Origin of the sequence: Bacillus sp. BF2-3 (assembly GCF_008368795.1) — a bacterium.
Classification (GTDB): Bacteria; Bacillota; Bacilli; order Bacillales; family Bacillaceae_G; genus Bacillus_A; species Bacillus_A cereus.
Map to the genome: position 1 here is coordinate 119,945 of NZ_QOSA01000007.1, position 24,518 is coordinate 144,462.

The following is a 24,518-nucleotide window of genomic DNA, read 5'->3' on the forward strand; positions in this document are numbered from 1 at the left end:
GAAAGTGTACATGCATTAGAAATATGAAGGAGGAAATTTCCTATGAAGAAGAAAACAGTTGGTTATTTAGCGATTGCAGGTGCTTTATCATTCGGAATCATTGGAGGAGTCGGCATTCCGGCATTCGCGGCAACGAATACTCCAGCAGTGGATCAGCCTGCAAAAACGGCGAAAAAGGATTTGGATGACGCTACAAAACAAAAAGTAAAAACAATTATGGACGATACAAAGAAACAGTTAGAGGAACTAGGTGTAAAGCTTCCAGAGAAAGAGAAGCGTAAAGACATGTTTGCAGGATTAGATGAACAGGCGAAAGAAAAAGCGAAGTCCATTTTAGAGCAAGAGAAGTCTGGTAAATTAACACGAGAACAGGCAAAAGAAGAATTAACAAAATTAGGCGTGAAGTTCCCGGAAAAGGGTAAGCACAAAGAAATGTTTGCGGGATTAGATGAACAGGCGAAAGAAAAAGCGAAGTCCATTTTAGAGCAAGAGAAATCTGGAAAATTAACGCATGAGCAAGCAAAAGAGGAATTAACAAAGCTAGGCGTGAAAATGCCGGAGAAAGGTAAACATGGAGACATGTTTGCTAACTTAGATGAACAGACAAAAGAGAAAGCGAAGTCAATTTTAGAGCAAAAGAAATCCGGAAAATTAACGCATGAGCAAGCAAAAGAAGAATTAACAAAATTAGGTGTGAAACTTCCAGAGAAAGAGAAGCATGAAGACATCTTTGCTGGATTAGATGAAGCAACAAAAACAAAAGCAAAAGCGATTTTAGACAACGAAAAGAAACAATTAGAGGCATTGAATGTTGATTTACCGCACCATAAGTTTTTTATGAAAAAAGAAGATAAATAATTGATTTATGTATCTTTCGTGTGGGCAACCGGAAGGTACGTGCGAGGACCGATTTCTGTCAGCAGAAATCGGTCCCTTTTAATGATTCAATAAAATTCTTTTCATTGTTAGTATGTATCCGAAGATGCAGTAGAAGATTGCAAAACCGATAAACACTTCCGTATATTGATATTTACCCAATACGTAGAAGGAAACAGCTGGTATAATAGCTACCGCTAAAATGCTATAACCAGGATACTTGTGCCGATGCATGATAGCGAATAGAATAGAGAGAAACGTAGCAATGATACAAAAGACAGCAATCATTATTAGTACACCTCCTAAATGGATTATACCATTTTTAGGGAATTAGAGAAGTTTTGTATGTTCTGTTATAATATAAGAAGAGAAATATTTCCTATGTTATATAAAAAAATATATTGATTTTTTCTAACAATTCAATATAATGAACAATAACTACAAAATTCGACATCAAGAAGTGATGATGAGGACATGATCAATTTTTTACGATTTTCAGAGAGGGAAGCCTTTGGCTGTGAGCTTCCTAATACGGAAAAATGGATTACCACCTCTGAACTGCAGCAGTGAACGAGCATCTAGTAATTGCTTGCCGGCAAAAACCGTTATTTAGACTTGAGAAATTGGTGAAGTGTGTTACTTTACGAATTGAAACAAGGGTGGAACCACGAATACAACACTCGTCCCTTTTTTAGGGAGGAGTGTTTTTTTATTTCATTTTTGCATCACACTAGGATTGGAAGGAGGATACGCAGCATGCATCATGATGAGAAGAACAAAATTGGTTTAACAGTAGCACTTTCTATCGTAGTAGGAACGATTATTGGATCTGGTGTGTTTATGAAACCAGGGAGCGTATTAGATTACTCGGGGAGTTCTAATATGGCCATTCTTGCTTGGGTAATTGGTGGTCTGTTGACGCTAGCAAGTGGTTTAACAGTAGCTGAAATTGGAGCGCAAATCCCGAAAAATGGTGGGTTGTATACGTATTTAGAGGAGATTTACGGAAGTTTTTGGGGATATTTATCAGGTTGGATGCAAACAATTGTTTATGGACCTGCTATTATCGGAACATTAGGTTTATACTTTAGTTCTTTAATGATTAATTTTTTCTATTTAGATAAAGTGTGGAATTTACCAATCGCAATTGGAACGGTTGTGTTCCTTGGCGTTGTAAATAGTATGGGAACAAAATACGGAGGTATCGTTCAAACAATCACGACAATTGGGAAGATGATTCCGATTGTGTTAATTGTTGTGCTAGGTTTCTGGAAAGGGAATAGCGATATCTTTAACGTAGTTGTGCCGATATCGGAAAATCAAAGTATCGGTATGGCAATTTTAGCAACGTTATTTGCTTATGACGGCTGGATTTTACTTGCTTCGATTGGTGGAGAAATGAAGAATCCAACAAAGTTATTACCGAAAGCAATGACAGTAGGGATTTTAATCGTAACGGCTGCTTACGTATTAATTAACTTGGCGTTATTAAATGTATTACCAGCAGCGAAAATTGTAGACCTTGGAGAAAATGCAACAGCGACAGCTGCAGGCATGTTACTTGGAGAATATGGTGGGAAAATTATTAGTATCGGTATTATCGTTTCTATTTTCGGTTGTTTAAATGGAAAGATTTTAACATTCCCACGTATTCCAATGTCTATGGCAGAGCGTGGACAACTTCCATTTTCTAAGTTTATTGCAAAGGAAAGTCCGAGATTTAAAACACCAGCAAATGCGATTACTGTTGAAATCATTTTAGGAATTATTTTAATGATTATTAGTGATCCAAATAAGCTATCTGAGATTTCCGTATTCATTATTTATATTTTCTACGTAATGACGTTTATTGGTGTCTTCATCTTAAGAAAACGTAATAAGAATAAAGAGCGTGCATATAGTGTACCGTTATTCCCAATCGTACCAATCGTAGCGATTTTAGGTTCGTTCTTTGTAATCGGTAGTGCGATTATTAACGATCCAGTAAGTTGTTTCTTATCAATTGGAATTGTCTTTACTGGACTGCCGGTGTATTGGTATTTAAATAAGAAGAAAGAAACAGAATGATGGAAGGGTAGGCGTATAATACGCCTACCTTTTTTACTGTAAAAAAATTATACTTGCGTCCACTTTCTATTTTGGTTACTATAATCGTAGTAACCAAAATAGAAAGCGTGGGGAAAGACTTGAATTTTCGTGTTTATATTTTAGCTATCGCGGCTTTCGTAGTCGGAACGGTTGAGTTAATTATAGGAGGAACGCTCGATTTAGTTGCCAATGATTTAGGAGTATCTATTAGCGCAGCTGGTCAGCTTATAACAATATTTTCGGTAGTATTTGCTTTGTCAGGTCCAGTTTTATTAGCTGTGACAGGGAAGTTTGAAAGAAAAACATTGTATGTTGGAGCATTATCGATTTTCTTAATCGGAAATATTATTTCCGCGTTTAGTGTGAATTACGGAATGCTAATGTTCTCAAGGGTTATTTGTGCGGCGAGTGGTTCATTAATTATTGCACTATCTGTAACACTTGCGTCTAGTGTAGTAGAACCGCATTTTCGTGCGCGTGCAATTGGAATCATTTTTATGGGAATTAGTGGATCACTTGTACTTGGAGTACCGCTCGGTCTTGTACTCGGAAATGCATACGGATGGCGTGCACCATTTGTATTAATTTCTGTGTTAACAGTTATGGCAATAGCTTGTATTTCATTGTTTTTAACGAAAGTACCACCGACATCGGTATTATCAATAAAAGAACAACTTGCTACTTTAAAAGATAAAAAAATTGTAAGTGCACAGTTAACATCATTTTTGTTTTTAACGGGGCATTTAACATTGTATGCATATTTAACACCGTTTTTAAAAGATGTCATGCATGTTGATGCAAACTGGATTAGTGTGTTTTACTTTATTTTCGGAATCGCAGCAGTAATCGGCGGCGGATTCGGTGGCTGGCTTGCTGATAAATGGGGATCGAAGAAAAGTATTATTTCTATCATTATCGTATTTGCGTGTGCAATCTTCATACTGCCATTAATGACATTCTCATTCCCGCTCTTCATCATTATGATGGGACTTTGGAGTATGCTGAGCTGGGCGATTTCACCAGCACAGCAAAATTATTTAATTGAAATTGCACCGGAATCAGCTGGTATTCAGCAAGGTTTAAATAACTCTGCGCTTCATTTAGGAATTGCACTTGGTTCAACAGTAGGCGGAGTTGTTATTGAAAAATCATCTGTTATATATAATGCTTGGGTAGGCGGTGGCTTTATTATATTAGCACTGCTTTGCGCGATTTTCTCGATTATGAGAGGACGCTCTACTCAGTTCGTGAAAGAAGAATCTATCGTTTGATAGGTTCTTTTTTTATTTGTAAAAAATTGCAGGTTTTAGTAGGTAAATGGAGAAAAGGGTATATAGCGAGGTGAGGTATATGTATACGAATTTTTCAATTATTGGTCTTCTAATTTCAATGCTTCCGTTGTTTCTTATTATTCTTGCACTTAGATGGGTTCGTTTCATCTATCAAAATTCAGAGAAGCAAGTAGAGCAAAATGAAAAAATCATTGAGCTGTTGATAGAGATAAAGGAACAAAACGAAAAGGAGTCTAAGTGAAAAATTAGACTCCTTTTTATTATTTAATTAGTACCTCAATTTCATCAACAAACTCTTAATTTCCTCATCTTCCATAAAGAGATCGTGGTGCTTCTGGGTGATCTTTGCAAGTGCAACGTCGTGATAGAAAAATTCTGTAAAGAACTTTACGAAAGGTTGTGACATTGTTTTCATCGCTTGCCATGACTCTTGTTCTACGCCAGCAAATAAAATTTCACGATCGTCAACGATAAGTAGCAAGTAGCGCTCTAATGCATTAGGTTCTTCAGCTGGGATTAGAAAATGCATGTTTTCTAAGTCTGTTTCTACTTCTCCAACAATAAGAGATTCAATTTGAACACCTTGTTTTGCTTTTTGTTCTAGTAAAGGGAGATATTCTAAAAGAGTATCATTCCAAGCTGAAATACGGATTGATTCTTGTGCACTTTCAATGAGTTCTTTACTTTGAACTCGAATAGAAGATTGCATTTTTAAGCTCCACACACGGTCATCTGTAAATGATTTTTTTGATATGTTTGTTTCTAGTTCTTTAATATTTGATTGGAATTCTGTCGTTAATTTTTCAATTGCTAGTTTTAGTGGTAATGCTGTATACAATTTTTTCTTTTCTGAAACAGAATCCATTACCATTCCTTTATCGATTAGGCGTGCTAGTACTTCATATATTTTTGCTTTTGGAACACCTGAATGCTTCACAATTGTTGTAGCATCTAATGGTTCATTGCTTGATACGACAACTTCATAAGCTTGGCTTTCATATTGTGAGAAACCGAATTTTTGTAACATAGTTCCCTCCGAACGAATGAGATTATATTTTAAGGATAATGAACTATTTGTTTTTGCACAAGTGGTAGTCCGTTTTCTAATTGTATTAAGGTGAGAATTAATTTCAATTTTTTAATTTTATCTATTATACTTAATATAATGATTAATAAGATTTTAATTTAATGCGAAGGGGATGCTTTGGGGGAAATGTTAAGAAGTTTACGTTTAAAAATTGCGGTAGTGTTTTCAGTTCTTATTTCTATGATGTTCGTAATATTGGGTACAGCTGTGTATCAATTACAGAAAGAAAAGGAAGTGCGTTCCTTAGACGAGTATTCTCAAAATGCGATGGATCTTGTGACAGAGCAACTTACGACATTTGTTCAAAGAACGGATGAAGATATGGGGTATTACGCGAACAGTGAGATGATTCGTAATATACTTCAAGGTGGGGTTACTCCAGAAGAGGAAGCGTTTTTAACGAAAGAGTTTGCGGAGTATAAAAAGAATCATCCTGGTATTTTAGATTTATATATTGGTACGAAAGATAAAAAAACATTAAGTGCCAATCTTGCTGAAGGTGGGCAAGTGCCAGAAGGATATGATCCAACGACAAGACCATGGTATAAAGATTCAGAGGCTGATGTAAAAAAGGTCCATTGGGGACAACCTTCTTATGAAATTGCAACAGGAAAGTTAAGTGTAGGTGTTTCTAAAGCAATTACAGCTCAAGATGGATCTGTATTAGGCGTTGTTGCGATGGATGTATCGCTTGGGACGATTCAGAAGTTGCTTCACAATATTCAATACAATAATGACGGAGAAATGTTTATTATAAATGATAAAAATATGGCTCTTGTTTATCCAGAAAAGATAGGGAAAGATGTTTCTAAAGAGCCGCTTATAAAGAGCTTAAATAAAGAGGGAACAAAATATGCGGTCACTACAATAAAAGGTGAAGATGTAGTTGTTTACAGTCAATCATTTGATACGATGAAATGGACGATAGGAATCTTTTATCCGAAAGAAACGATCGATGGGCTATTAAATAGTACGAGAAATACAGTTATTATAATGGCATGTATTAGTTTATTAGTTGGAATCGTAGCTTCCTACTTGTTCTCAAGAAGATTAGCAAGACCACTGCAACTATTAAAGAATCACGTGCAAAAAGTAGCAGAAGGCGATTTAACGCTGCGAATGAAAGTGACAAGTAAAGATGAAGTTGGAGAGTTGACGAAGCACTTTAATGATATGGTTGAACAAATGAATGAAATGGTAAGTAAAATTAAAAACAGCGTATCAACGGTGCAACAATCAACGAATAGTTTACATTATTTAACGAACGAAACAGTAGCGGCTAGTAGAGAAGTTTCAGGAGCGATGGATGATGTGAGCGGAGGAGCTTCTACTCTTGCGAATAGTGTGGATGAAGTTTCAGCTCAGCTCGAGAATATGGCGGAGTCAGTAGAACAAATGAATAGCTCCGTTGGTGAAATAAAAGGAGTGGCTGGCAAAGCGGAAGAGGCATCTAAGCAAGGATTAAATACAATGAGGAATTTAATCCGTACGAGGGGACAATCATCTTCGATTGTTGTTCATACAGAAGAAGCATCGGATAAGTTAGAACAAAGAGTTGGATCGATTCAAAATGTTGTTGAGCTTATAAAAGGTATTTCGGATCAAACAAATTTACTTGCTTTAAATGCATCGATTGAAGCTGCCCGTGCAGGTGAGCAAGGTAAGGGATTTGCGGTTGTTGCTGAAGAGGTTCGGAAATTAGCAGAACAATCAAAAGAGGCAACCGGAGAAATTACAATGATGATTGGTGATGTACAATTAGAAGTAAAAAGGGTTGTAGAAGTTGTAAGTAAATTGAAAGACATTGCAGATGTGCAAAATAAAGTGACGACAGAGGCGGAAATGGAGTTCCGTACAATTATGTCAGTTGTAAATACGATTAGTACTTCAGTTGAAAAAATTGTAGAAGAGGTACATAACATAGGTTATGAGCAAGGGGAAATTACAGCGGTAATGCATACAATTGCTGGTACGAGTCAAGAAAGTGCAGCTGTTTCTGAAGAGGTACATGCTGCAACGGAATCACAGGTGAATCATTTAGAAAAGGTAGCTCACACGATGGAAAGTTTGACAGAACATATGAGAGATTTAGAAAGATTAGTCGAGCAGTTTAAAGTGGAAGAGTAACATATTAGTAAAATGATGAGGATTTCGGTAAAATAGACAATGGATATATAAGAAACGATTATAGGAGGAAGACTACTATGGCAATTGTTGATGTATCGATTATTCCAGTAGGAACAGGTAATCCAAGTGTTAGTGAATATGTAGCAGAAGTACAAAAGGTGCTAGAGAAAAATGCGGATCGCGTGAAGTATCAATTAACACCGATGAATACAATTATTGAAGGAGATCTTCCTGTCATTCTAGAAGTAATTCAACAAATGCATGAAGTTCCATATACGAAAGGTGCACAGCGTGTTGCAACAACTATTCGTATTGATGATCGTCGTGATAAAGTAAGCACAATGGAGAAAAAATTAAACTCTGTTCGATCAAAATTATAAGAAAAAGCAGCGATCTTCGCTGCTTTTTTCATATAGGAGGTAAATAAAATGAGTGAAAAGTTTAACGAGCAGTTTGATGGTTTACTGGAGAAATATACTGAGCTGTTACTTGGAGAGAGCAATGAAGAGAGAAAAGAACAGGTACAGAAGTGGGCACTGTATTCTTACATAGCTAAGACGATGCCAGCTTTAGTAAAGCATTGGAATGAAACTTATCCAGATGCGAAAGAAGAGATGGTACAGTTAATTACAGATATTAAAAGGCTGAATGAAGAGAAGCGAAATGAGCAATAAAAAAACTTGAGGTAAATATAATCGCAAGTTTTCTGTATTAATATCCTTATATAATTTACATGGAATATAAAGGATTTTATAGGCATGTCGAATATTTTCGACATGCCTATTTTATACCTATTAAACTCCATTTTTCTAAATGTCGAAAAATATTTCAGGTATATTTATAAGCAGAAATATAGGTTTTTAAATGTTTTTATAGTATTTTATAAATTATCTAAATAATTATTTGTATCCAATAATTTTAAACAATGATATAATTTTGAAGAGGGGTAAAAAACAGATAAATTACAGTCATAGGGGTGAATTACATGGAACAATTAATGCGAAATTCGTTTCTTTTCTTATCTAAAAATAAAGCGCTAACAAAACTGGCTAAAAAGTACGGTTTACGCTTTGGTGCAGGTCGCTTCGTCGCAGGGGAGACGATTGAATTAGCGACAGCTGCCATTCAACAATTAAATAAGCAAGGTCTTTGTGTAACAATCGATTATTTAGGTGAATTCGTTGATAATGAAGCGGAAGCAAATGAAATGGCTAACCAATCGATTGAAGCGATCCGTGCAATTGGAAGAGAAGGTCTTGATTCGCAGCTTTCTTTAAAGATGACTTCTATGGGATTAGATATCTCTGATGAAATCGTAATGAACAATATGCGCCGTATTTTAGAAGCTGCAAAAGAAAATGGTGTGTTCGTTACAATTGATATGGAAGACTATACACGCTGTGGTAAAACAATTGATATCTTTAAACAGTTAAAATCTGAGTACGATAATATTGGTACTGTTATTCAAGCTTACCTATATCGTACAGAAAAAGATATTGAGGATTTAAATGCTTATAAACCTAATTTACGTCTTGTAAAAGGAGCTTATAAAGAACCTGAAGAAGTGGCGTTCCCGGACAAGAAAGATGTAGATGACAATTATAAAAAGATTATTAAAATGCACTTATTAAATGGAAATTATACTGCAATTGCTTCACATGACGAAGCGATTATTGAATATACAAAAAAACTTGCTGAAGAACATAATATTCCAAGGAATCAATTTGAATTCCAAATGTTATATGGTATTCGTAATGAGCGTCAACTTGAGCTAGTAAAAGAAGGTTACAAAATGCGTGTTTACGTACCTTATGGAAACGATTGGTATGGATATTTCATGCGCCGTCTAGCAGAGCGTCCAGCAAACGTTGCGTTCGTATTAAAAGGTATGGTTAAAAAATAACCAAGGAGAAAATACTCCTTGGTTATTTTAATTGCTGAAATGCATAATGTGCCATTTTCTTCGTATCAGGATATAGTTGCGCGCGAGTAGAAGATAATACGACGTTAATGACGCGTTTACCGTCTTTTTCATCCACTGTTACGACTGTATATTTGCCAAGTGCTGATAGACCACTTTTACTTCCAATCGCATATGGATCGTCATATAGTTCTTCTCGTCCGTAGTTTGCGATGTTTGGAGAGCGTTCTGAAGTATGTAGAGTTGTACGTGTTGAATTCATATATTCTAAAACAACTGGATACTTTAATGCTTCTTTCGTAATAATAGCAATGTCATATGGCGATACTTTATTTCCAAGTGCATCAGCACCACTTGCGTTCTTGAAAGTCGCATGCTTTGTACCGAGTTCCTTCGCTCTAGTATTCATCATTTTCACAAATTCATTTTTTGATCCTGCAATATGTTCTGCGATGGATTCAGCTATTGGATCTGCACTAATGATAAGCATCAGTTTTAATGCCTCATCACGTTTTAACTTTTCCCCAGCACGAAGTTTAATTTTCTTACTTTGACTTTCTGTTTTAATTGCGTTTTCTGTAACTGTAATTTCTTCATCCTCTTTTACATTCTCTAGTAAAAGAAGGGTTGTCATCATTTTGGCTATACTAGCCGGATAAGAGCGTTCGTCTTCGCGTTTTCCATACAAAACTTCACCTGTGTCTGCATCGATTGTAACTCCATATTGCCCAGTAATATTAGGTTGATCAGCTCTTACAGCTTGTTGCCTTTGTGCATAAGAGAAGAAAATCATCCCTGTAAATAGTGTGGCAATCATTACAATCATAACTATTGTTCGTTTCATTATAATTCCCTCATTTGTTACAAATAAATTGGGCAGAAAAAGCAGCCATTAATCATTATGCCACGTTCTCTGCCCAAAAATATAGCGTTATTTTTCGCCCATATTATGCTTTTTATATTGTTGGTTATTACCTTGGCGTCCTTTTTCAACACCGTGGTTATGCGGACCTGCGTTTCCAGTTACACTAGCTGCACTAATTCCAGCCTTTGAAGGGTTCTTCTTAAGTTTTGCCATATATATTCCTCCAGTTTCGTCAGATTATAAAAAGGGAAAGTGTATTTTAGTGAAGAAAATACATATATAGCATGGGCAAATAAAAGAAAAATATTTATTTCAGAAAATTTTATCAATAAATATATTGCGAAAATTTAAACAGTATCATATATTTATTAGTAGAGGCTCACTCATTGATTGCGACTTATGTCGAAAAATTGAATGAGCATTCATTCAAGAATAGGGGGAGAATTGGATGTTCCAAATTAAAAAGGCTGCTGTTCTAGGTTCAGGCGTAATGGGTTCGGGAATTGCGGCACACTTAGCTAATATTGGTATTCCGACATTATTGCTTGATATTGTACCACCTGCGCTTACGAAAGAAGAAGAAGCGAAGGGACTTACATTAGAACATAAAAGTGTGAGAAATCGTTTTAGTAATACGGCTGTGCAAAAACTATTAAAGCAAAAACCAGCTCCTCTGACAGTGAAAGGAAATTTAGCACTGATTGAAGCAGGTAACTTAGAAGATGACCTTGAGCGTCTAGCTGATGTAGATTGGATTATTGAAGTAGTAGTTGAAAACTTAGATATTAAAAAGAAACTATTTGAAAAAGTAGATGCGGTTCGTAAACCGGGTTCTATCGTAAGCTCGAATACGTCAGGTATTTCAGTTGAAAAAATGGCAGAAGGTCGTTCAGACGACTTCCAGAAACACTTCTTAGGCACACACTTTTTTAACCCACCACGATATTTAAAACTTCTAGAGGTAATACCGACGAAAGAAACAGATCCACAAGTATTAAGCTTCATGAAACTATTTGGCGAAGACGTTCTTGGAAAAGGCGTTGTTATCGCAAAAGATACACCAAACTTTATTGGAAACCGCATCGGTACGTACGGTTTACTTGTTACTCTTCAAGAGATGGTAAAACGCGGCTATAGCATTGGGGAAGTTGATTCTGTAACAGGCCCACTTATTGGTCGTCCGAAGAGCGCAACGTTCCGCACATTAGATGTTGTCGGTTTAGATACATTCGTACACGTTGCAAATAACGTATATGAAAATGTGCAAGAAGAAGAGCGTGATGTATTTAAAGTACCAGCTTTCATGCATGACATGCTGGAGAAAAAATGGCTTGGAAGTAAAACGGGTCAAGGCTTCTTCTTAAAACAAGGAAAAGAAATTTTAGAATTAAATCCTGAAACGATGGAATACGAAGCGCGTAAAAAATTAAAAGCTGCATCCGTAGAGTTAAGTAAACAAGAAAAAGGATTAGCGAATAAATTGAAAGCGCTTGTATACGCAAAAGACCGTGCAGGAGAGTTATTATGGAACATCATTACACCAACTCTTTTATACTCTGCAAAACTTCATAAAGAAATTGCTGACGATATCGTTGCAATTGATCAAGCGATGAAGTGGGGCTTCGGATGGGAGCAAGGGCCATTTGAAGTGTGGGATGCAATCGGCGTTGAAAAATCTGTTCAAAAGATGGAAGAAAACGGCGTAGTTGTTCCTACTTGGGTGAAAGAAATGTTAGAGAAAGGTTTCACTACTTTCTATAAACATGATAACGGCGATAGCTACTATTACGATAATGGCGAATATAAGCTAATCGAGCGTAATAAAAAAGCAATTTCTCTTAAGCAATTAAAAGCGAAAAATGGTGTATTAAAGAAAAATAGCGGAGCGAGCTTAATTGATTTAGGCGACGGCATCCTTTGCTTAGAGTTCCATTCGAAGAGCAATGCAATCGGTATGGATATTACGCAAATGATTAACTACGCTGTTGATGAAGTAGAAAAGAATTATAAAGGTCTTGTTATCGGTAACCAATCGAAGAACTTCTGCGTTGGTGCGAACCTAGCAATGATCTTAATGGAAGCACAAGACGACAACTACTTTGAAATTGAGTTAGTTGTGAAAAACTTCCAAGATGCAATGACGAAAATTAAGTACTCTTCTAAGCCAGTTGTAGCAGCACCATATGGTATGACGCTTGGCGGAGGTACAGAAGTTTGCTTACCAGCAGCGAGCATTCAAGCTTCTAGTGAAACGTATATGGGCTTAGTAGAAGTTGGTGTTGGCTTAATCCCTGGCGGAGGCGGTAATAAAGAGCTATACATTAAACACTTAAACAAAATGGCAAACGGTGTAGAGTTTGATCTGCAAAAAGTTGCAAATAAAGTGTTCGAAACAGTCGCAATGGCGAAAGTTTCAACTTCAGGACAAGAAGCAGTTTCTCATAACTTCTTAGGTGATAAAGATGGTATTAGTGTGAATGGTGATCACTTACTATACGATGCGAAACAGAAAGCACTTGCTTTATATGAAGCTGGTTACAAAGCGCCAATCCGCAAAAAGATACCAGTTGTTGGGGAAACAGGATATGCAACTCTTGCACTTGGTGCAGAAGCAATGCATTTATCTGGTTACATTTCAGAGTATGACCTTCACATTGCGAAGAAACTTGCATATGTCATTGCGGGCGGAAAAGTACCGTACGGAACAGAAGTTGATGAGCAATATTTATTAGATGTAGAACGTGAAGCATTTATTAGCTTAGTAAGTGAGATGAAATCACAAGCAAGAATGCAGCACATGCTTGTAAAAGGAAAGCCATTACGTAACTAATAACGAGGGGAGATATCGTTCATGAGAGAAGCTGTCATTGTTGCGGGAGCAAGAACACCAATTGGAAAGGCAAAGAGGGGTTCATTAAAAACAGTTCGTCCTGACGATCTAGGGGCGTTAGTAGTAAAGGAAACGTTAAAGCGTGCGAATTATGAAGGACCAATCGATGATTTAATTTTCGGTTGTGCGATGCCAGAAGCAGAGCAAGGTTTAAATATGGCTCGTAATATCGGCGGATTAGCAGGACTTTCTTACGATGTTCCAGCTATTACGATTAACCGTTACTGTTCTTCAGGTTTACAAAGTATCGCTTACGGAGCAGAGCGTATTATGCTTGGTCACTCTGAAGCTGTATTATCAGGCGGAGCAGAATCAATGAGTTTAGTTCCAATGATGGGACACGTTGTTCGTCCGAATAGTCGCCTTGTAGAAGCGGCTCCAGAATATTATATGGGTATGGGACATACAGCAGAGCAAGTTGCTGTGAAATATGGAATTTCTCGTGAAGAGCAAGATGCATTTGCAGTAAGAAGTCATCAACGTGCTGCGAAAGCATTAGCTGCAGGAAACTTTGCTGATGAAACAGTACCTGTAGATGTGACGTTACGCTCGGTTGGATCAAACAATAAACTGCAAGAAGAAACAATCACTTTCGCACAAGACGAAGGTGTAAGAGCAGAGACGACGCTAGACATTTTAGGGAAATTACGTCCAGCATTTAACGTTCGCGGTTCTGTAACAGCTGGTAACTCTTCACAAATGAGTGACGGTGCAGCATCTGTACTATTAATGGATCGCGAAAAAGCAGTGAGCGATGGCATGAAGCCACTTGCGAAATTCCGTTCATTTGCAGTAGCTGGCGTGCCACCAGAAGTAATGGGAATCGGCCCAATCGCTGCAATTCCAAAAGCGCTAAAACTAGCTGGCTTAGAGCTATCTGATATTGGCTTATTTGAACTAAATGAAGCATTCGCTTCTCAATCAATTCAAGTTATTCGTGAACTTGGTTTAGATGAAGAAAAAGTAAACGTAAACGGTGGTGCAATCGCACTTGGACATCCACTTGGCTGTACAGGGGCAAAACTAACACTATCTCTTATTCACGAAATGAAACGCCGCAACGAACAATTCGGTATCGTAACAATGTGTATCGGCGGCGGAATGGGAGCAGCGGGAGTATTTGAATTACTATAAAAAGTGGAAGCGGTTCGCTCAGAACGAGACGACGCTAAAGCAAAGAATGGAAGCAACAAAGGTTTATAAAAAAAGGGAGAGCCAGCTTCTTTCAAAAAGAGAGAAGCTGCTCATGAAAATATGAAGGAGGAAATTTTCATGGAAAAAACAGTAGGAAATGCGGTTAAAGGCGGTAGCTTTTTAGTTGATGAGATTACGATTGATCAAGTGTTTACGCCAGAAGATTTTTCATCTGAGCATAAAATGATTGCAAAAACGACAGAGGACTTTATCGTAAATGAAGTTCTTCCAGAGCTTGAATATTTAGAGCAACATGAATTTGATCGTTCAGTTCGTCTTTTAAAAGAAGCTGGGGAACTTGGTTTATTAGGCGCTGACGTACCAGAAGAGTACGGCGGAATTGGTCTTGATAAAGTAAGCTCAGCGTTAATCGCAGAGAAATTCTCTCGCGCTGGTGGCTTTGCAATTACTCACGGTGCTCACGTAGGTATCGGATCTTTACCAATCGTATTATTCGGTAACGAAGAGCAAAAGAAAAAGTATTTACCATTACTTGCAACTGGTGAAAAATTAGCTGCATACGCATTAACAGAGCCAGGTTCAGGATCTGACGCATTAGGTGCAAAAACAACTGCACGTTTAAATGCAGAAGGTACACATTACGTATTAAATGGTGAAAAACAGTGGATTACAAACTCTGCATTCGCTGACGTATTCGTTGTATATGCAAAAATCGATGGAGAGCACTTCTCAGCATTTATCGTAGAGAAAGACTACGCTGGCGTATCTACAAGCCCAGAAGAAAAGAAAATGGGTATTAAATGTTCTTCAACGCGTACGTTAATTTTAGAAGATGCGTTAGTACCGAAAGAAAACTTACTTGGTGAAATCGGTAAAGGTCATATTATCGCATTCAACATTTTAAATATCGGTCGTTATAAATTAGGTGTTGGTACAGTTGGATCTGCGAAACGTGCAGTAGAAATTTCAGCACAATATGCAAACCAACGTCAACAGTTCAAACAACCAATCGCTCGCTTCCCATTAATTCAAGAGAAACTTGCGAATATGGCAGCAAAAACATATGCAGCTGAAAGCTCTGTATATCGTACAGTAGGTTTATTCGAAAGCCGCATGAGCACATTATCTGAAGAAGAAGTAAAAGACGGTAAAGCAGTAGCAGCTTCTATCGCTGAATATGCAATCGAGTGCTCTTTAAACAAAGTATTCGGTTCTGAAGTATTAGACTATACAGTAGATGAAGGTGTTCAAATTCACGGTGGTTACGGATTCATGGCAGAGTACGAGATTGAAAGAATGTACCGTGATTCTCGTATTAACCGTATTTTCGAAGGAACGAACGAAATTAACCGCCTAATCGTACCAGGTACGTTCTTACGTAAAGCGATGAAAGGTGAATTACCACTTCTTCAAAAAGCACAAAAATTACAAGAAGAGTTAATGATGATGATGCCAGAAGAAGTAGGCGATGAGCCATTAGCACTTCAAAAGTATTTAGTAACTAATGCGAAGAAAATCGGCTTAATGGTAGCTGGATTAGCGGCTCAAAAATATGGTAAAGCATTAGATAAAGAGCAAGAAATTCTTGTGAATATCGCTGACATCGTAAGCAATCTATACGCAATGGAATCAGCTGTTCTTCGTACAGAAAAAGCAATCAAAACAACTGGTCTTGAAAAGAATAAACAAAAAGTGTTATACACTGAAGTATTCTGCCAAGAAGCATTTAACGAAATCGAAGCAGATGCGAAAGAAACACTTATCGCAGTTGAAAACGGCGACATGCTGCGCATGATGTTATCATCATTACGTAAATTAACTCGCCACACACCACTTAACGTAATTCCGAAGAAACGTGAAATCGCTGCGAAAATTTTAGAAGATGAGCGTTACACAGTTTAATATCTTTAAAGAACAGTAGTCGTTTATACGGCTACTGTTCTTTTTTTGAAAAAAAATTTTTTAGTGACATAAAACTAATACCATTAGTATAATAAAACTAATGGTATTAGTTTTCGTGAAAAGGGAGATGGGACTATGAGGATGATACATGAAAAAACGGTATATCAATTGTCATTTTTGCCAAGAGTGTTTCCTGTGAATTGTTACTTTGTGGAGGAAGAAGCTGGTTTAACTTTAATTGATGCGGCTTTGCCATATAGCGCAAAAGGTATTTTACAGGCGGCTGAGAAAATAGGAAAACCAATTACTAAGATTGTATTAACACATGCGCATGATGATCACATCGGTGCATTAGACGCATTAAAAGAAGTACTTCCTCATGTTCCAGTCTATATTTCTAAGCGGGACGGAAAGCTGTTAGAAGGAGATACGACGTTACAAAAGGATGAACCGAATACGCCAATAAAAGGCGGTGTACCTAAAAAGATAAAAACGGTACCTGATATTTTATTAGAAGATGGCGACCGAGTTGGATCGCTTCTTGCGATTATGACACCGGGACATACGCCAGGCTCCATGTCGTTTCTTGATGTAAGAAATAAAGCTCTGATTGTCGGAGATGCATTCCAAACAAGAGGAGGTATGGCTGTTTCAGGACAAATGAAATTTTGGTTTCCGTTTCCGGCGATGGCAACGTGGAGCAAAGAAATATCATTACAAAGTGCAGAGAAGTTAAGAGAATATGAGCCTTCCTTGCTTGCGGCAGGACATGGAAAAATGATAAACGATCCAGTGGCTTTCATAGAGCTTGCTATTAAAGAAGCGAAGCGGAATATAGAAAGTAGAAAAGAGGGTTAATTGATGTCACCGAGAATCGGACTTACATTACAAAAAATTGTAGAAACAGCAGCAGAAATTGCAGATGCAAATGGAGTACAAGAAGTAACGTTAGCTTCATTAGCGCAAACGTTAGGGGTACGTTCGCCCTCACTATATAATCATGTAAAAGGGTTACAAGATGTACGGAAAAATCTTGGCATTTACGGAATCAAAAAGCTGCATAACAGACTGGAAGAAGCTGCCGAGGATAAACGGATGGATGAAGCAATTCATGCTTTAGGAGAAGCGTATGTAGCATTTGTCCGAAAACATTCTGGACTATATGAAGCAACTTTTTTACGAGATGAAGAAGTAAGAAAAGCAGGTGACGGAATTGTAAAGCTTTGTCTTCAGGTTTTACAACAGTATGGCTTAGAAGGAGAGAATGCACTTCATGCGACACGCGGATTCAGAAGTATTTGTCATGGATTTGCTTCGATTGAACAACAGGGCGGATTTGGTTTGCCGTTAGATTTAGATATAAGTCTACATGTATTGTTGGAAACGTTTATTAAAGGGTTACGTGAATAAGAAGCGAGGCAAACAAAAACCTTAGAAGTGATTCTAAGGTTTTTTAGTGCATATAATTCGAAAAGAGCGGTAGGCTTTTTCTCATTACATGATATTATTTTACAGGTTTGAAAAATGTGTATATGACTACGGAAAGGCAAACGAAAATAAAAGCAATAGGATCTTGATATGGACTAGGCTCAGAGCCCTTCTGGATTTCTGTAAGGAAGTCATGTGTTTTCATGTTCATTGCTCCTTTAACTAATAAGTTTTATATGATGCGAGGGTTATAGTGGATAGGAAGTATTTTTTAAAATTTCATATAATAATTATTGCATAGCAATTCTATTCCTAAAACTATAAAATATAAAGTTTTCATAATATGTAAAATTGCATATTATTCTTTTTGAAAAAATTGTTATATTATCTATATATTTGTATTAAAGGATTTTTGTTAAGGTAATGAAAACAAATGGAGGAATAGTATGAGAAAAACAGTATTAGACGCGTATAATGCAGAAAGAGAAGTAGATAACATAACATATAAAAATCTAGTTGTAACGATTGCAAGCATTCTAGGGTTCTCACTCTTAGGGGGATTATTCCTTGCTTTAGCCCTCGGAATTTTTGGAGAAGAGGTATTACGTGCTAATTTAGAGGGATATTATTTACTTCTATTTGATGCAGCTGTTGTTACTATTGTTTTATTTGCTTATAAACCAGTGCTTCATTTTATTAAGAACATATGGGATGTATCTGTTTTAAAAAATGGGAAAACCTACTTGTATTTATTAATAGGTTTTATCATCATTGCATTAACTCAGTATGTAATGTTAGAGTTGTTTAGCTTTGAAAGTGCAGGGCAGCAGCGAGATCAATTAGGGAGCTTAGGACTTCAAAATAGTCTACAAAGTATTATATATGTGTTAAGTGTTGCTATAATTACACCAATTAAAGAAGAAATTTTATATAGAGGTATTTTGTATCGATTTTTTGAAAAGAAATATAGTTTTCTAGTTGGTATCATTATTTCTTCCTTCATCTTTGGGATTCTTCATGGTGGTTTTCCGGTTACGGCAATGATTATGGGGATTGTATTTGCTATGTTATACAAAAAGACGCAATCTATTATACCTAGTATTATTTTACACATTATATGGAACTTACTTGTGAGTATAAGTATGATTGTATCTCTATAAAAATAAATACATAACCAGTATAAAAGATGAATGGCTTAGCTATTCATCTTTTATTTTTTTATATGTGGGAAAAGTTGATGAATACAATCCAAAAAGAACCAAATACTAATGATGAATGAACAAAGAAAGGCGGGTATGTTATATGCAAAACTTAACAGAGCTTGAAGTAGAAAACTTACGTCATTTAATTGGTGGACACGCAACAATTATTAACAAGTTGGAGCAGTATGCACAGACGTGTACAGATCCACAACTGAAACAAATGCTACAAAAAGATGCGCAAGATGCACGAAATACGAAACAGCAATTAATGACTTTCCTAGGATAGGAGGAAGCGGAAAATGAATGAAAAAGATATGGTAAATGATTATTTAGCAGGATTAAATGCAAGTTTAACAAGCTATGCAAATTATATTGCTCAGTCTGATAATGAACAGTTACATCAAACGTTAATTCAAATTCGTAATCAAGACGAGGCGCGCCAACGTAATATGTATGAGTACGCAAAGCAAAAGAGTTATTACAAACCGGCAGCACCTGCTAATCCGATGATTGTACAGCAATTAAAAAGCCAATTAAGTGCGGAATAACAGGAAAAAGAAAACGAGCGAATTTATTCGCTCGTTTTCTTTTTGTATATGTCAATAAATACATAATAAATATTTTTCCAGTTGTAACAAATATGACGAAAATGGAATATGACAATTCACAAAAAGGACAAAAACTTTGTTCAACATTTCACAAAGTATCCATGGTTTCTATCGTGGGAACCTCTATAATTAAGAATGTAAAGAACAAAAGAAATAGATTATATGATCAATTAGGAGAGATTGCTATGAAAAGACATACAAGAAAAATTGCAATTATCGGTACTGGATTAGTTGGATCCAGTTGTGCGTATTCCATTGTAAATCAAGGGATTTGCGAAGAACTATTATTAATTGATATAAATCATGAACGTGCAGTTGGGGAAGCAATGGATTTATCACATTGCATTAACTTTACAAATACAAGAACAAAAGTATATGCAGGAAGCTATGAAGACTGCAAAGATATGGACATTGTCATTATTACAGCAGGGCCAGCACCAAAACCTGGACAAAGTCGCTTAGATACTTTAGGAGCGAGTGCGAAGATTATGGAAAGTGTTGTTGGTGGTGTAATGGCAAGTGGATTTGATGGTATTTTCTTACTTGCATCGAACCCAGTTGATATTATTACATATCAAGTGTGGAAATTATCTGGATTACCTAGAAATCGCGTAATCGGTACTGGTACATCACTAGATTCTTCTCGCTTAAGAACAATTTTATCTGAAATGCTACATGTAGATCCTCGTAGTATTCATGGGTATTCATTAGGAGAACATGGTGATTCTCAAATGGTTGCTTGGTCTCATGTAACTGTTGGTGGAAAGCCAATTCTGCAAATTTTAGAAGAACAAAAAGAACGATTTGGTGAAATAGATTTAGATGAAATTGTTGAGAAGACTGCAAAAGCTGGCTGGGAAATTTATAAACGTAAAGGAACTACTTATTACGGGATTGGAAATTCTCTAGCATATATTGCGAGTTCAATCTTTAATGATGATCACCGTGTCATTGCTGTATCAGCCATTTTAGATGGTGAGTACGGTGAATATGATATTTGTACAGGAGTACCAGCTATTATTACTAGAGACGGTATAAGAGAAGTTGTAGAACTCAATTTAACAGAGGATGAAGAATCTCGATTCGCAAAATCAAACGATATTTTACGTGATTATATGAAAACAATTGGTTACTAACTTATAGGAGAAGGTGAAACAAATGAAGGAATATATAATGTCTCGTGTATTTAAAGCATCTGCTGGAATCGCACAAGGTATTTTCGTATCCCTCGGAATTGGTTTACTGATCGAAAATATAGGAAGAATTGTTGATATACCATTACTTATTACAATCGGAGTTGTTGCAAAATCACTAATGGCACCGGCAATTGGTGCTGGAATTGCTTTTATGCTCGGTGCAAACGGTCTTGTAATCTTCTCGGCGATGGTAGCCGGAGCGATTGGTGCCGGATCCATTTCGATTACTGAAGCTGGTCTAATTATTAAAACAGGTGAGCCAATCGGTGCATTATTAACAGCAACTTTAGCTGTATATATTGGTAAACGTTTAAGCGGAAAAACTGCGTTAGATATGATGCTCGTTCCATTTGCGGCCATATTAGGTTCTGGTTTAGTAGGCATTTGGTTATCTCATAATATTACTCCTGTTTTAAATGCAGTTGGAGCGTTTATTAAAGATAGCTCAGCTGGTAGCCCATTCATCGCTTCTATCGTCATTGCAGTAGTTTGGGGACTATTACTTATCTCTCCAGCTTCATCAGCTGCGTTAGCAATTGCACTTAGCTTAGACGGTGTTGCAGGTGGTGCTGCTCTTGCTGGATGCGTTGCTCAGTTTATCGGATTCTCTGTCATCTCAGCAAAAGAAAACAATTTAGGTGGCATATTAGCTCAAGCACTTTGTACTCCGAAAGTACAGTTACCAAATATCACTAAAAATCCAATGATTCTCGTCCCAACTGTCGTCGCCAGTGCTATAGTCGGTCCAGTATCAGCATTAATTTTCCAACTGGAAGCAGGAAAGGAAATTGCAGGTCTTGGATTAAGTTCTCTTATCGCACCAATTAATTTAATTTCCAGCCAAGGATGGGAAGTTCTCCCGGCGATGGTAATTACTTATATCGTCATTCCAGTAGCTGTTTCTTATATACTTTACATTGCTCTTAAAAAAGCAGGTCGTATTCATTCTGGTGATATGACTGTACCGCAATCTTAAATTGAAAATCTCCTTAATAATAGATAAAAGCAGACTGAGCCACAGTCTGCTTTTTTATGTTACATTTTATGATTTTGTTTTACTGGAACTTTTATTGGTTCTTTTGCTAATAAGAGCTGAACTCCGAAGTATAGTATGCTTGCAAGTGTCATTCCAGAAACGGCATCTAAAAAGGCATGCTGCTTCGTAAATAGCGTTGATAAAATAATAAGTGTACCGAAGAAAGTAAGGATGTAATATTCAAAAGCATGTTGTTCTCTACGCTTAAAGGCAGCTAACATAATTACAAATGTAGTAAGAACGTGAATGCTAGGGAAACAGTTTACCGGTTGATCGATACTATAAATATAGCGAACTAGTTCAGAAAATACATCTGTTCCAACGACAGTCGGACGCGGTACAGTTGTTTGCCAAAAATAATAAATAGAAAAACAAGCAAGCTTTCCAAAAATAACACTACTTAAAGTAACATAATATTGCTTTCGGTCAGCAAAACAGTAATAAATAAGTGCGCCGTATAAGTATGGAAACCAAAGTAAATAAGGAATAATAAATGCTTTTACAAATGGAATCCAATCATCTACTACAGTTGTAACGTCTACTGCGTGAACAGTCGATTTATTTAATACGTCGTAAAGGGGACTTACGAGTACGAGTAGAAGTATATAACTTAACGGAAGAAAAGATGAAAGTTTAAATTTCTTCATGTTGATCTCCTATGTTTAGTAATGTAAGTAAATTCAATTGATTATAATATAGAAACGTGAATTGGGCTATCGATTTTACTTACATTTTCTTGAATTAACCTTACGTTTTTGTCACTTGACTAAAAAGAAGGGTGAGGGTGCTAAATGAAGCGTTTATCATATTTTTTAGTTTTTATATTGTTATGCCTAGTAGGTGCTGGGTGTGCAAAGAATAACGAAGGAGAAAAATTAGAATATAACGGAAGAGCACTCGTAATTGGAGTTGTTGGAGAAAAGCCGAAAGATACGTTTAGGAATATAAAGTTTGAGGAAATGAAGTTAGAGGAACTGGAAAAGAAATCTAAGGAAGTAGATGGTTTTCTAATAATGAAAGATCACTTTCAAGAAGCCTCAACAGAGCAATATAAAAATGTATTTTCATCACTAAAGAAACCAGTGTTTTTTATCGGTTTACAAGATAAATCATATTCGATTTTTATTACAAAAGGGATAGAGTATAACAGTGCCCGAAAAGATGTAAATGCTATGTATACGCAAGGGTTTGCGAATATCGGAAGTGGTGAAGGACAACAATGGGCAATTGGTTTATCGAATGGTGGAAATACAGAAGAAAGTATTCATAATATGTATATCGTCGTATTTCAAACAATTGCAGATTATTTAAATAGATAATGAAGGAGCCTACAAAAGAGGCTTCTTATTTTTTTAATCAAACGTTTGTTTAAGCTGTATGTTCGGTAGGAAGAAACCGATGTAACTCAAGGGTTAACAAAGAAAAATAGAGAATTAATCAAACGTTTGTTTAAGCTGTATGTTCGGTAGAAAGAAACTCCTGTAGTTCAAAGGTTAAGAAAGAAAATGGAGAATTAATCAAACGCTTGTTTAAGATATATGTTTGGTGCAGAATCTAAAAAATTTATATATTTATTTTTTTCTTAACAAATGGCGGAAAAATAAGAAAAATTCGCAGGATTATTAAAAATTATCACGAAATAAGTAAAAGTTTAGCGAATAATGGTTTGAAATAATAAAACGTTTTCTATATGATAAAGGTAAAGGTTAGTAAAAAAGTAGGTGAATTTATGACAGTAACATTTTATTCATATCCAAAGTGTGGCACATGTCAAAAGGCAAAGAAATGGTTTGAGGCAAACGATGTAGCATATGAGATGATTCATATTGTTGAAAATCCACCATCAAAAGAAGATTTACGTAATTTACATGAAAAAAGTGAATTACCATTAAAAAAATTCTTTAATACAAGTGGAATGCGTTACCGTGAACTTGGTCTAAAAGATAAGTTGAAAGATGCAAGCGAAGACGAAATGTATGAGCTTTTAGCATCTGATGGCATGTTGATTAAACGTCCAATTGTAACAGATGGAACGAATGTAACACTTGGTTTTAATGAAGAGCAGTTTGAAAGTGTGTGGAAAAAGTACCAATAAGGTATTTTTACATAATTAATACATTCACTGGAGGTACAGTCATGAGCATTCCAAATAATTTACGTTACTCTGAAGAACACGAATGGGTAAAAACTGAAGGTAATGAAGTTGTTATCGGTATCACTCACTTTGCACAAGGTGAGCTAGGCGATATCGTATTCGTTGAACTTCCTGAAGTAGGTGCAACAATCGAAGCTAACGAGCCATTCGGAAGCGTAGAATCTGTTAAAACAGTTTCTGAGTTATACGCACCTGTAAGCGGTAAAGTTGTAGCAGTAAACGAAGAATTAAGTGACCAACCAGAACTTGTTAACGAATCTCCATACGAGGGTGCATGGATGGTTAAAGTTGAACTTTCTGATGCAAGCCAAGTTGAGAAGTTATTAACTGCAGAAAAATATGCAGAAATGACAAACCAAGACTAATTATAGTCGACTAAAGGACAGCCTTTGTGCTGTCCTTTTTTATTTTTTGTGAAATAATGAAATTCAAGTTATATGTAAATAAATAAGCTATTATGAGAAAAACTGTTTTTTGGTAAGGTTTCATAAGTCTTCACAATCTAAACGAGCCGCTTGCGCTTTTCATTGTCCAGCTCCACCTCCTAGCCCTTCATGTCTAAGAACCTTCCGCACGAGAAGACAAAAAGCGTCTTCTGTGCGAAAGAACCTTAGCCAACAGGGCTAAACAGTCGGTTCCGCTTTTCTTTATGATCCAGCTCCAGCGGCTAGATTGTTCGGTGGCTTCGCT

26 protein-coding genes and 1 other annotated feature are annotated in these 24,518 nt (G+C 36.5%); of the genes, 21 read left to right on the forward strand and 5 right to left on the reverse strand.

Annotated features, from left to right (window positions below; genetic code table 11):
• Window positions 1–42: 42 nt before the first annotated feature.
• Window positions 43–858, forward strand: coding sequence for a hypothetical protein (locus tag DN401_RS08095; protein WP_000730850.1), 816 nt, complete (start codon window positions 43–45; stop codon window positions 856–858).
• A gap of 78 nt (window positions 859–936) precedes the next feature.
• Here DN401_RS08095 and DN401_RS08100 read toward each other — a convergent pair whose 3' ends face one another.
• Window positions 937–1,164: a hypothetical protein gene (locus tag DN401_RS08100; RefSeq protein ID WP_000562231.1), complete on the reverse strand. Its 228-nt coding sequence runs from the start codon at window positions 1,162–1,164 to the stop codon at window positions 937–939.
• A 166-nt stretch (window positions 1,165–1,330) separates the two neighbouring features.
• Window positions 1,331–1,567: a binding site (T-box leader), on the forward strand.
• Between the two features lie 65 nt (window positions 1,568–1,632).
• Here DN401_RS08100 and DN401_RS08105 point away from each other — a divergent pair.
• From DN401_RS08105 to DN401_RS08115, 3 genes are all read left to right on the forward strand, one after another.
• Window positions 1,633–2,943: an APC family permease gene (locus tag DN401_RS08105; RefSeq protein ID WP_000546311.1), complete on the forward strand. Its 1,311-nt coding sequence runs from the start codon at window positions 1,633–1,635 to the stop codon at window positions 2,941–2,943.
• Window positions 2,944–3,050: 107 nt separating this feature from the next.
• Window positions 3,051–4,235, forward strand: coding sequence for an MFS transporter (locus DN401_RS08110; RefSeq protein WP_121868607.1), 1,185 nt, complete (start codon window positions 3,051–3,053; stop codon window positions 4,233–4,235).
• Between the two features lie 79 nt (window positions 4,236–4,314).
• Window positions 4,315–4,497: a hypothetical protein gene (locus DN401_RS08115; protein ID WP_006918814.1), complete on the forward strand. Its 183-nt coding sequence runs from the start codon at window positions 4,315–4,317 to the stop codon at window positions 4,495–4,497.
• A 27-nt stretch (window positions 4,498–4,524) separates the two neighbouring features.
• On the opposite strand, the gene DN401_RS08120 is transcribed toward DN401_RS08115, so the two are convergent.
• Window positions 4,525–5,283: a TrmB family transcriptional regulator gene (locus tag DN401_RS08120; RefSeq protein WP_000939481.1), complete on the reverse strand. Its 759-nt coding sequence runs from the start codon at window positions 5,281–5,283 to the stop codon at window positions 4,525–4,527.
• Between the two features lie 186 nt (window positions 5,284–5,469).
• Here DN401_RS08120 and DN401_RS08125 point away from each other — a divergent pair, with 186 nt between their 5' ends.
• From DN401_RS08125 to DN401_RS08140, 4 genes are all read left to right on the forward strand, one after another.
• Window positions 5,470–7,470 carry a methyl-accepting chemotaxis protein gene (locus tag DN401_RS08125; RefSeq protein ID WP_002204856.1) on the forward strand — a complete coding sequence of 667 codons (2,001 nt, stop codon included), beginning with the start codon at window positions 5,470–5,472 and terminating at the stop codon, window positions 7,468–7,470.
• Window positions 7,471–7,547: 77 nt separating this feature from the next.
• Window positions 7,548–7,850: an MTH1187 family thiamine-binding protein gene (locus DN401_RS08130; RefSeq protein WP_001018860.1), complete on the forward strand. Its 303-nt coding sequence runs from the start codon at window positions 7,548–7,550 to the stop codon at window positions 7,848–7,850.
• Window positions 7,851–7,898: 48 nt separating this feature from the next.
• A complete protein-coding gene (locus DN401_RS08135; RefSeq protein ID WP_001290594.1) occupies window positions 7,899–8,144 on the forward strand; it encodes a YusU family protein in 246 nt (81 codons plus the stop codon).
• A gap of 311 nt (window positions 8,145–8,455) precedes the next feature.
• Window positions 8,456–9,373 carry a proline dehydrogenase family protein gene (locus tag DN401_RS08140; protein ID WP_000436784.1) on the forward strand — a complete coding sequence of 306 codons (918 nt, stop codon included), beginning with the start codon at window positions 8,456–8,458 and terminating at the stop codon, window positions 9,371–9,373.
• Between the two features lie 22 nt (window positions 9,374–9,395).
• Here the strand turns inward: DN401_RS08140 and DN401_RS08145 are convergent, their stop codons facing one another.
• Window positions 9,396–10,235, reverse strand: a complete 840-nt coding sequence (locus tag DN401_RS08145) for a D-alanyl-D-alanine carboxypeptidase family protein (protein WP_000831463.1) — start codon at window positions 10,233–10,235, stop codon at window positions 9,396–9,398.
• 87 nt (window positions 10,236–10,322) lie between these two features.
• On the reverse strand, window positions 10,323–10,469 hold the full coding sequence (locus tag DN401_RS08150) for a YuzL family protein (protein ID WP_001096344.1): 147 nt from the start codon (window positions 10,467–10,469) through the stop codon (window positions 10,323–10,325).
• Between the two features lie 235 nt (window positions 10,470–10,704).
• Between DN401_RS08150 and DN401_RS08155 the strand changes: the two genes are divergently transcribed.
• The 10 genes from DN401_RS08155 to DN401_RS08200 all read left to right on the forward strand — a co-directional run bounded on the left by DN401_RS08155 (window position 10,705) and on the right by DN401_RS08200 (window position 21,613).
• Entirely contained in the window at window positions 10,705–13,086 is a 2,382-nt protein-coding gene (locus DN401_RS08155; protein ID WP_000486377.1) for a 3-hydroxyacyl-CoA dehydrogenase/enoyl-CoA hydratase family protein, read from the forward strand.
• A gap of 21 nt (window positions 13,087–13,107) precedes the next feature.
• On the forward strand, window positions 13,108–14,280 hold the full coding sequence (locus DN401_RS08160) for an acetyl-CoA C-acetyltransferase (protein ID WP_001206324.1): 1,173 nt from the start codon (window positions 13,108–13,110) through the stop codon (window positions 14,278–14,280).
• 138 nt (window positions 14,281–14,418) lie between these two features.
• Window positions 14,419–16,203 carry an acyl-CoA dehydrogenase family protein gene (locus DN401_RS08165; RefSeq protein WP_000416291.1) on the forward strand — a complete coding sequence of 595 codons (1,785 nt, stop codon included), beginning with the start codon at window positions 14,419–14,421 and terminating at the stop codon, window positions 16,201–16,203.
• A gap of 135 nt (window positions 16,204–16,338) precedes the next feature.
• Entirely contained in the window at window positions 16,339–17,061 is a 723-nt protein-coding gene (locus tag DN401_RS08170) for an MBL fold metallo-hydrolase (RefSeq protein WP_001242337.1), read from the forward strand.
• Window positions 17,062–17,064: 3 nt separating this feature from the next.
• A complete protein-coding gene (locus DN401_RS08175) occupies window positions 17,065–17,613 on the forward strand; it encodes a TetR/AcrR family transcriptional regulator (RefSeq protein WP_000074927.1) in 549 nt (182 codons plus the stop codon).
• 464 nt (window positions 17,614–18,077) lie between these two features.
• Window positions 18,078–18,791, forward strand: coding sequence for a CPBP family intramembrane glutamic endopeptidase (locus DN401_RS08180; RefSeq protein WP_001232992.1), 714 nt, complete (start codon window positions 18,078–18,080; stop codon window positions 18,789–18,791).
• 142 nt (window positions 18,792–18,933) lie between these two features.
• Window positions 18,934–19,119, forward strand: coding sequence for a hypothetical protein (locus tag DN401_RS08185; protein WP_001180555.1), 186 nt, complete (start codon window positions 18,934–18,936; stop codon window positions 19,117–19,119).
• Window positions 19,120–19,132: 13 nt separating this feature from the next.
• Entirely contained in the window at window positions 19,133–19,381 is a 249-nt protein-coding gene (locus tag DN401_RS08190) for a spore coat protein (RefSeq protein WP_001002981.1), read from the forward strand.
• Window positions 19,382–19,626: 245 nt separating this feature from the next.
• Window positions 19,627–20,577 (forward strand): L-lactate dehydrogenase, encoded by a 951-nt coding sequence (locus DN401_RS08195; protein ID WP_000820649.1) that lies wholly within the window; start codon window positions 19,627–19,629, stop codon window positions 20,575–20,577.
• Window positions 20,578–20,599: 22 nt separating this feature from the next.
• Window positions 20,600–21,613, forward strand: a complete 1,014-nt coding sequence (locus DN401_RS08200; protein ID WP_000666172.1) for a PTS sugar transporter subunit IIC — start codon at window positions 20,600–20,602, stop codon at window positions 21,611–21,613.
• 59 nt (window positions 21,614–21,672) lie between these two features.
• Here DN401_RS08200 and DN401_RS08205 read toward each other — a convergent pair whose 3' ends face one another.
• The gene (locus tag DN401_RS08205) at window positions 21,673–22,320 is read right to left on the reverse strand and encodes a phosphatase PAP2 family protein (RefSeq protein WP_000713769.1); all 648 of its coding nucleotides are present in this window, start codon (window positions 22,318–22,320) and stop codon (window positions 21,673–21,675) included.
• A 144-nt stretch (window positions 22,321–22,464) separates the two neighbouring features.
• Here DN401_RS08205 and DN401_RS08210 point away from each other — a divergent pair, with 144 nt between their 5' ends.
• The 3 genes from DN401_RS08210 (at window position 22,465) to gcvH (ending at window position 24,193) form a co-directional block, all read left to right on the forward strand.
• On the forward strand, window positions 22,465–22,992 hold the full coding sequence (locus DN401_RS08210; protein WP_000826909.1) for a hypothetical protein: 528 nt from the start codon (window positions 22,465–22,467) through the stop codon (window positions 22,990–22,992).
• A gap of 410 nt (window positions 22,993–23,402) precedes the next feature.
• The gene (locus DN401_RS08215) at window positions 23,403–23,768 is read left to right on the forward strand and encodes an arsenate reductase family protein (RefSeq protein WP_000218968.1); all 366 of its coding nucleotides are present in this window, start codon (window positions 23,403–23,405) and stop codon (window positions 23,766–23,768) included.
• A gap of 41 nt (window positions 23,769–23,809) precedes the next feature.
• Entirely contained in the window at window positions 23,810–24,193 is a 384-nt protein-coding gene (gene gcvH / locus DN401_RS08220; protein WP_000026897.1) for a glycine cleavage system protein GcvH, read from the forward strand.
• The last annotated feature ends 325 nt before the right edge of the window (window positions 24,194–24,518 follow it).

Bases quoted from the DNA above. Each gene is read 5' to 3' on its own strand.
- DN401_RS08200 (WP_000666172.1), top strand. From the start codon at position 20,600: ATGAAGGAATATATAATGTCTCGTGTATTTAAAGCATCTGCTGGAATC.
- DN401_RS08135 (WP_001290594.1), top strand. From the start codon at position 7,899: ATGAGTGAAAAGTTTAACGAGCAGTTTGATGGTTTACTGGAGAAATAT.
- DN401_RS08215 (WP_000218968.1), top strand. From the start codon at position 23,403: ATGACAGTAACATTTTATTCATATCCAAAGTGTGGCACATGTCAAAAG.
- DN401_RS08165 (WP_000416291.1), top strand. From the start codon at position 14,419: ATGGAAAAAACAGTAGGAAATGCGGTTAAAGGCGGTAGCTTTTTAGTT.
- DN401_RS08130 (WP_001018860.1), top strand. From the start codon at position 7,548: ATGGCAATTGTTGATGTATCGATTATTCCAGTAGGAACAGGTAATCCA.
- DN401_RS08150 (WP_001096344.1), bottom strand. From the start codon at position 10,469: ATGGCAAAACTTAAGAAGAACCCTTCAAAGGCTGGAATTAGTGCAGCT.
- DN401_RS08120 (WP_000939481.1), bottom strand. From the start codon at position 5,283: ATGTTACAAAAATTCGGTTTCTCACAATATGAAAGCCAAGCTTATGAA.
- DN401_RS08105 (WP_000546311.1), top strand. From the start codon at position 1,633: ATGCATCATGATGAGAAGAACAAAATTGGTTTAACAGTAGCACTTTCT.
- DN401_RS08140 (WP_000436784.1), top strand. From the start codon at position 8,456: ATGGAACAATTAATGCGAAATTCGTTTCTTTTCTTATCTAAAAATAAA.
- DN401_RS08155 (WP_000486377.1), top strand. From the start codon at position 10,705: ATGTTCCAAATTAAAAAGGCTGCTGTTCTAGGTTCAGGCGTAATGGGT.
- DN401_RS08170 (WP_001242337.1), top strand. From the start codon at position 16,339: ATGAGGATGATACATGAAAAAACGGTATATCAATTGTCATTTTTGCCA.
- DN401_RS08125 (WP_002204856.1), top strand. From the start codon at position 5,470: ATGTTAAGAAGTTTACGTTTAAAAATTGCGGTAGTGTTTTCAGTTCTT.
- DN401_RS08145 (WP_000831463.1), bottom strand. From the start codon at position 10,235: ATGAAACGAACAATAGTTATGATTGTAATGATTGCCACACTATTTACA.
- DN401_RS08205 (WP_000713769.1), bottom strand. From the start codon at position 22,320: ATGAAGAAATTTAAACTTTCATCTTTTCTTCCGTTAAGTTATATACTT.
- DN401_RS08195 (WP_000820649.1), top strand. From the start codon at position 19,627: ATGAAAAGACATACAAGAAAAATTGCAATTATCGGTACTGGATTAGTT.
- DN401_RS08115 (WP_006918814.1), top strand. From the start codon at position 4,315: ATGTATACGAATTTTTCAATTATTGGTCTTCTAATTTCAATGCTTCCG.
- gcvH (WP_000026897.1), top strand. From the start codon at position 23,810: ATGAGCATTCCAAATAATTTACGTTACTCTGAAGAACACGAATGGGTA.
- DN401_RS08160 (WP_001206324.1), top strand. From the start codon at position 13,108: ATGAGAGAAGCTGTCATTGTTGCGGGAGCAAGAACACCAATTGGAAAG.
- DN401_RS08100 (WP_000562231.1), bottom strand. From the start codon at position 1,164: ATGATTGCTGTCTTTTGTATCATTGCTACGTTTCTCTCTATTCTATTC.
- DN401_RS08185 (WP_001180555.1), top strand. From the start codon at position 18,934: ATGCAAAACTTAACAGAGCTTGAAGTAGAAAACTTACGTCATTTAATT.
- DN401_RS08210 (WP_000826909.1), top strand. From the start codon at position 22,465: ATGAAGCGTTTATCATATTTTTTAGTTTTTATATTGTTATGCCTAGTA.
- DN401_RS08175 (WP_000074927.1), top strand. From the start codon at position 17,065: ATGTCACCGAGAATCGGACTTACATTACAAAAAATTGTAGAAACAGCA.
- DN401_RS08190 (WP_001002981.1), top strand. From the start codon at position 19,133: ATGAATGAAAAAGATATGGTAAATGATTATTTAGCAGGATTAAATGCA.
- DN401_RS08095 (WP_000730850.1), top strand. From the start codon at position 43: ATGAAGAAGAAAACAGTTGGTTATTTAGCGATTGCAGGTGCTTTATCA.
- DN401_RS08180 (WP_001232992.1), top strand. From the start codon at position 18,078: ATGAGAAAAACAGTATTAGACGCGTATAATGCAGAAAGAGAAGTAGAT.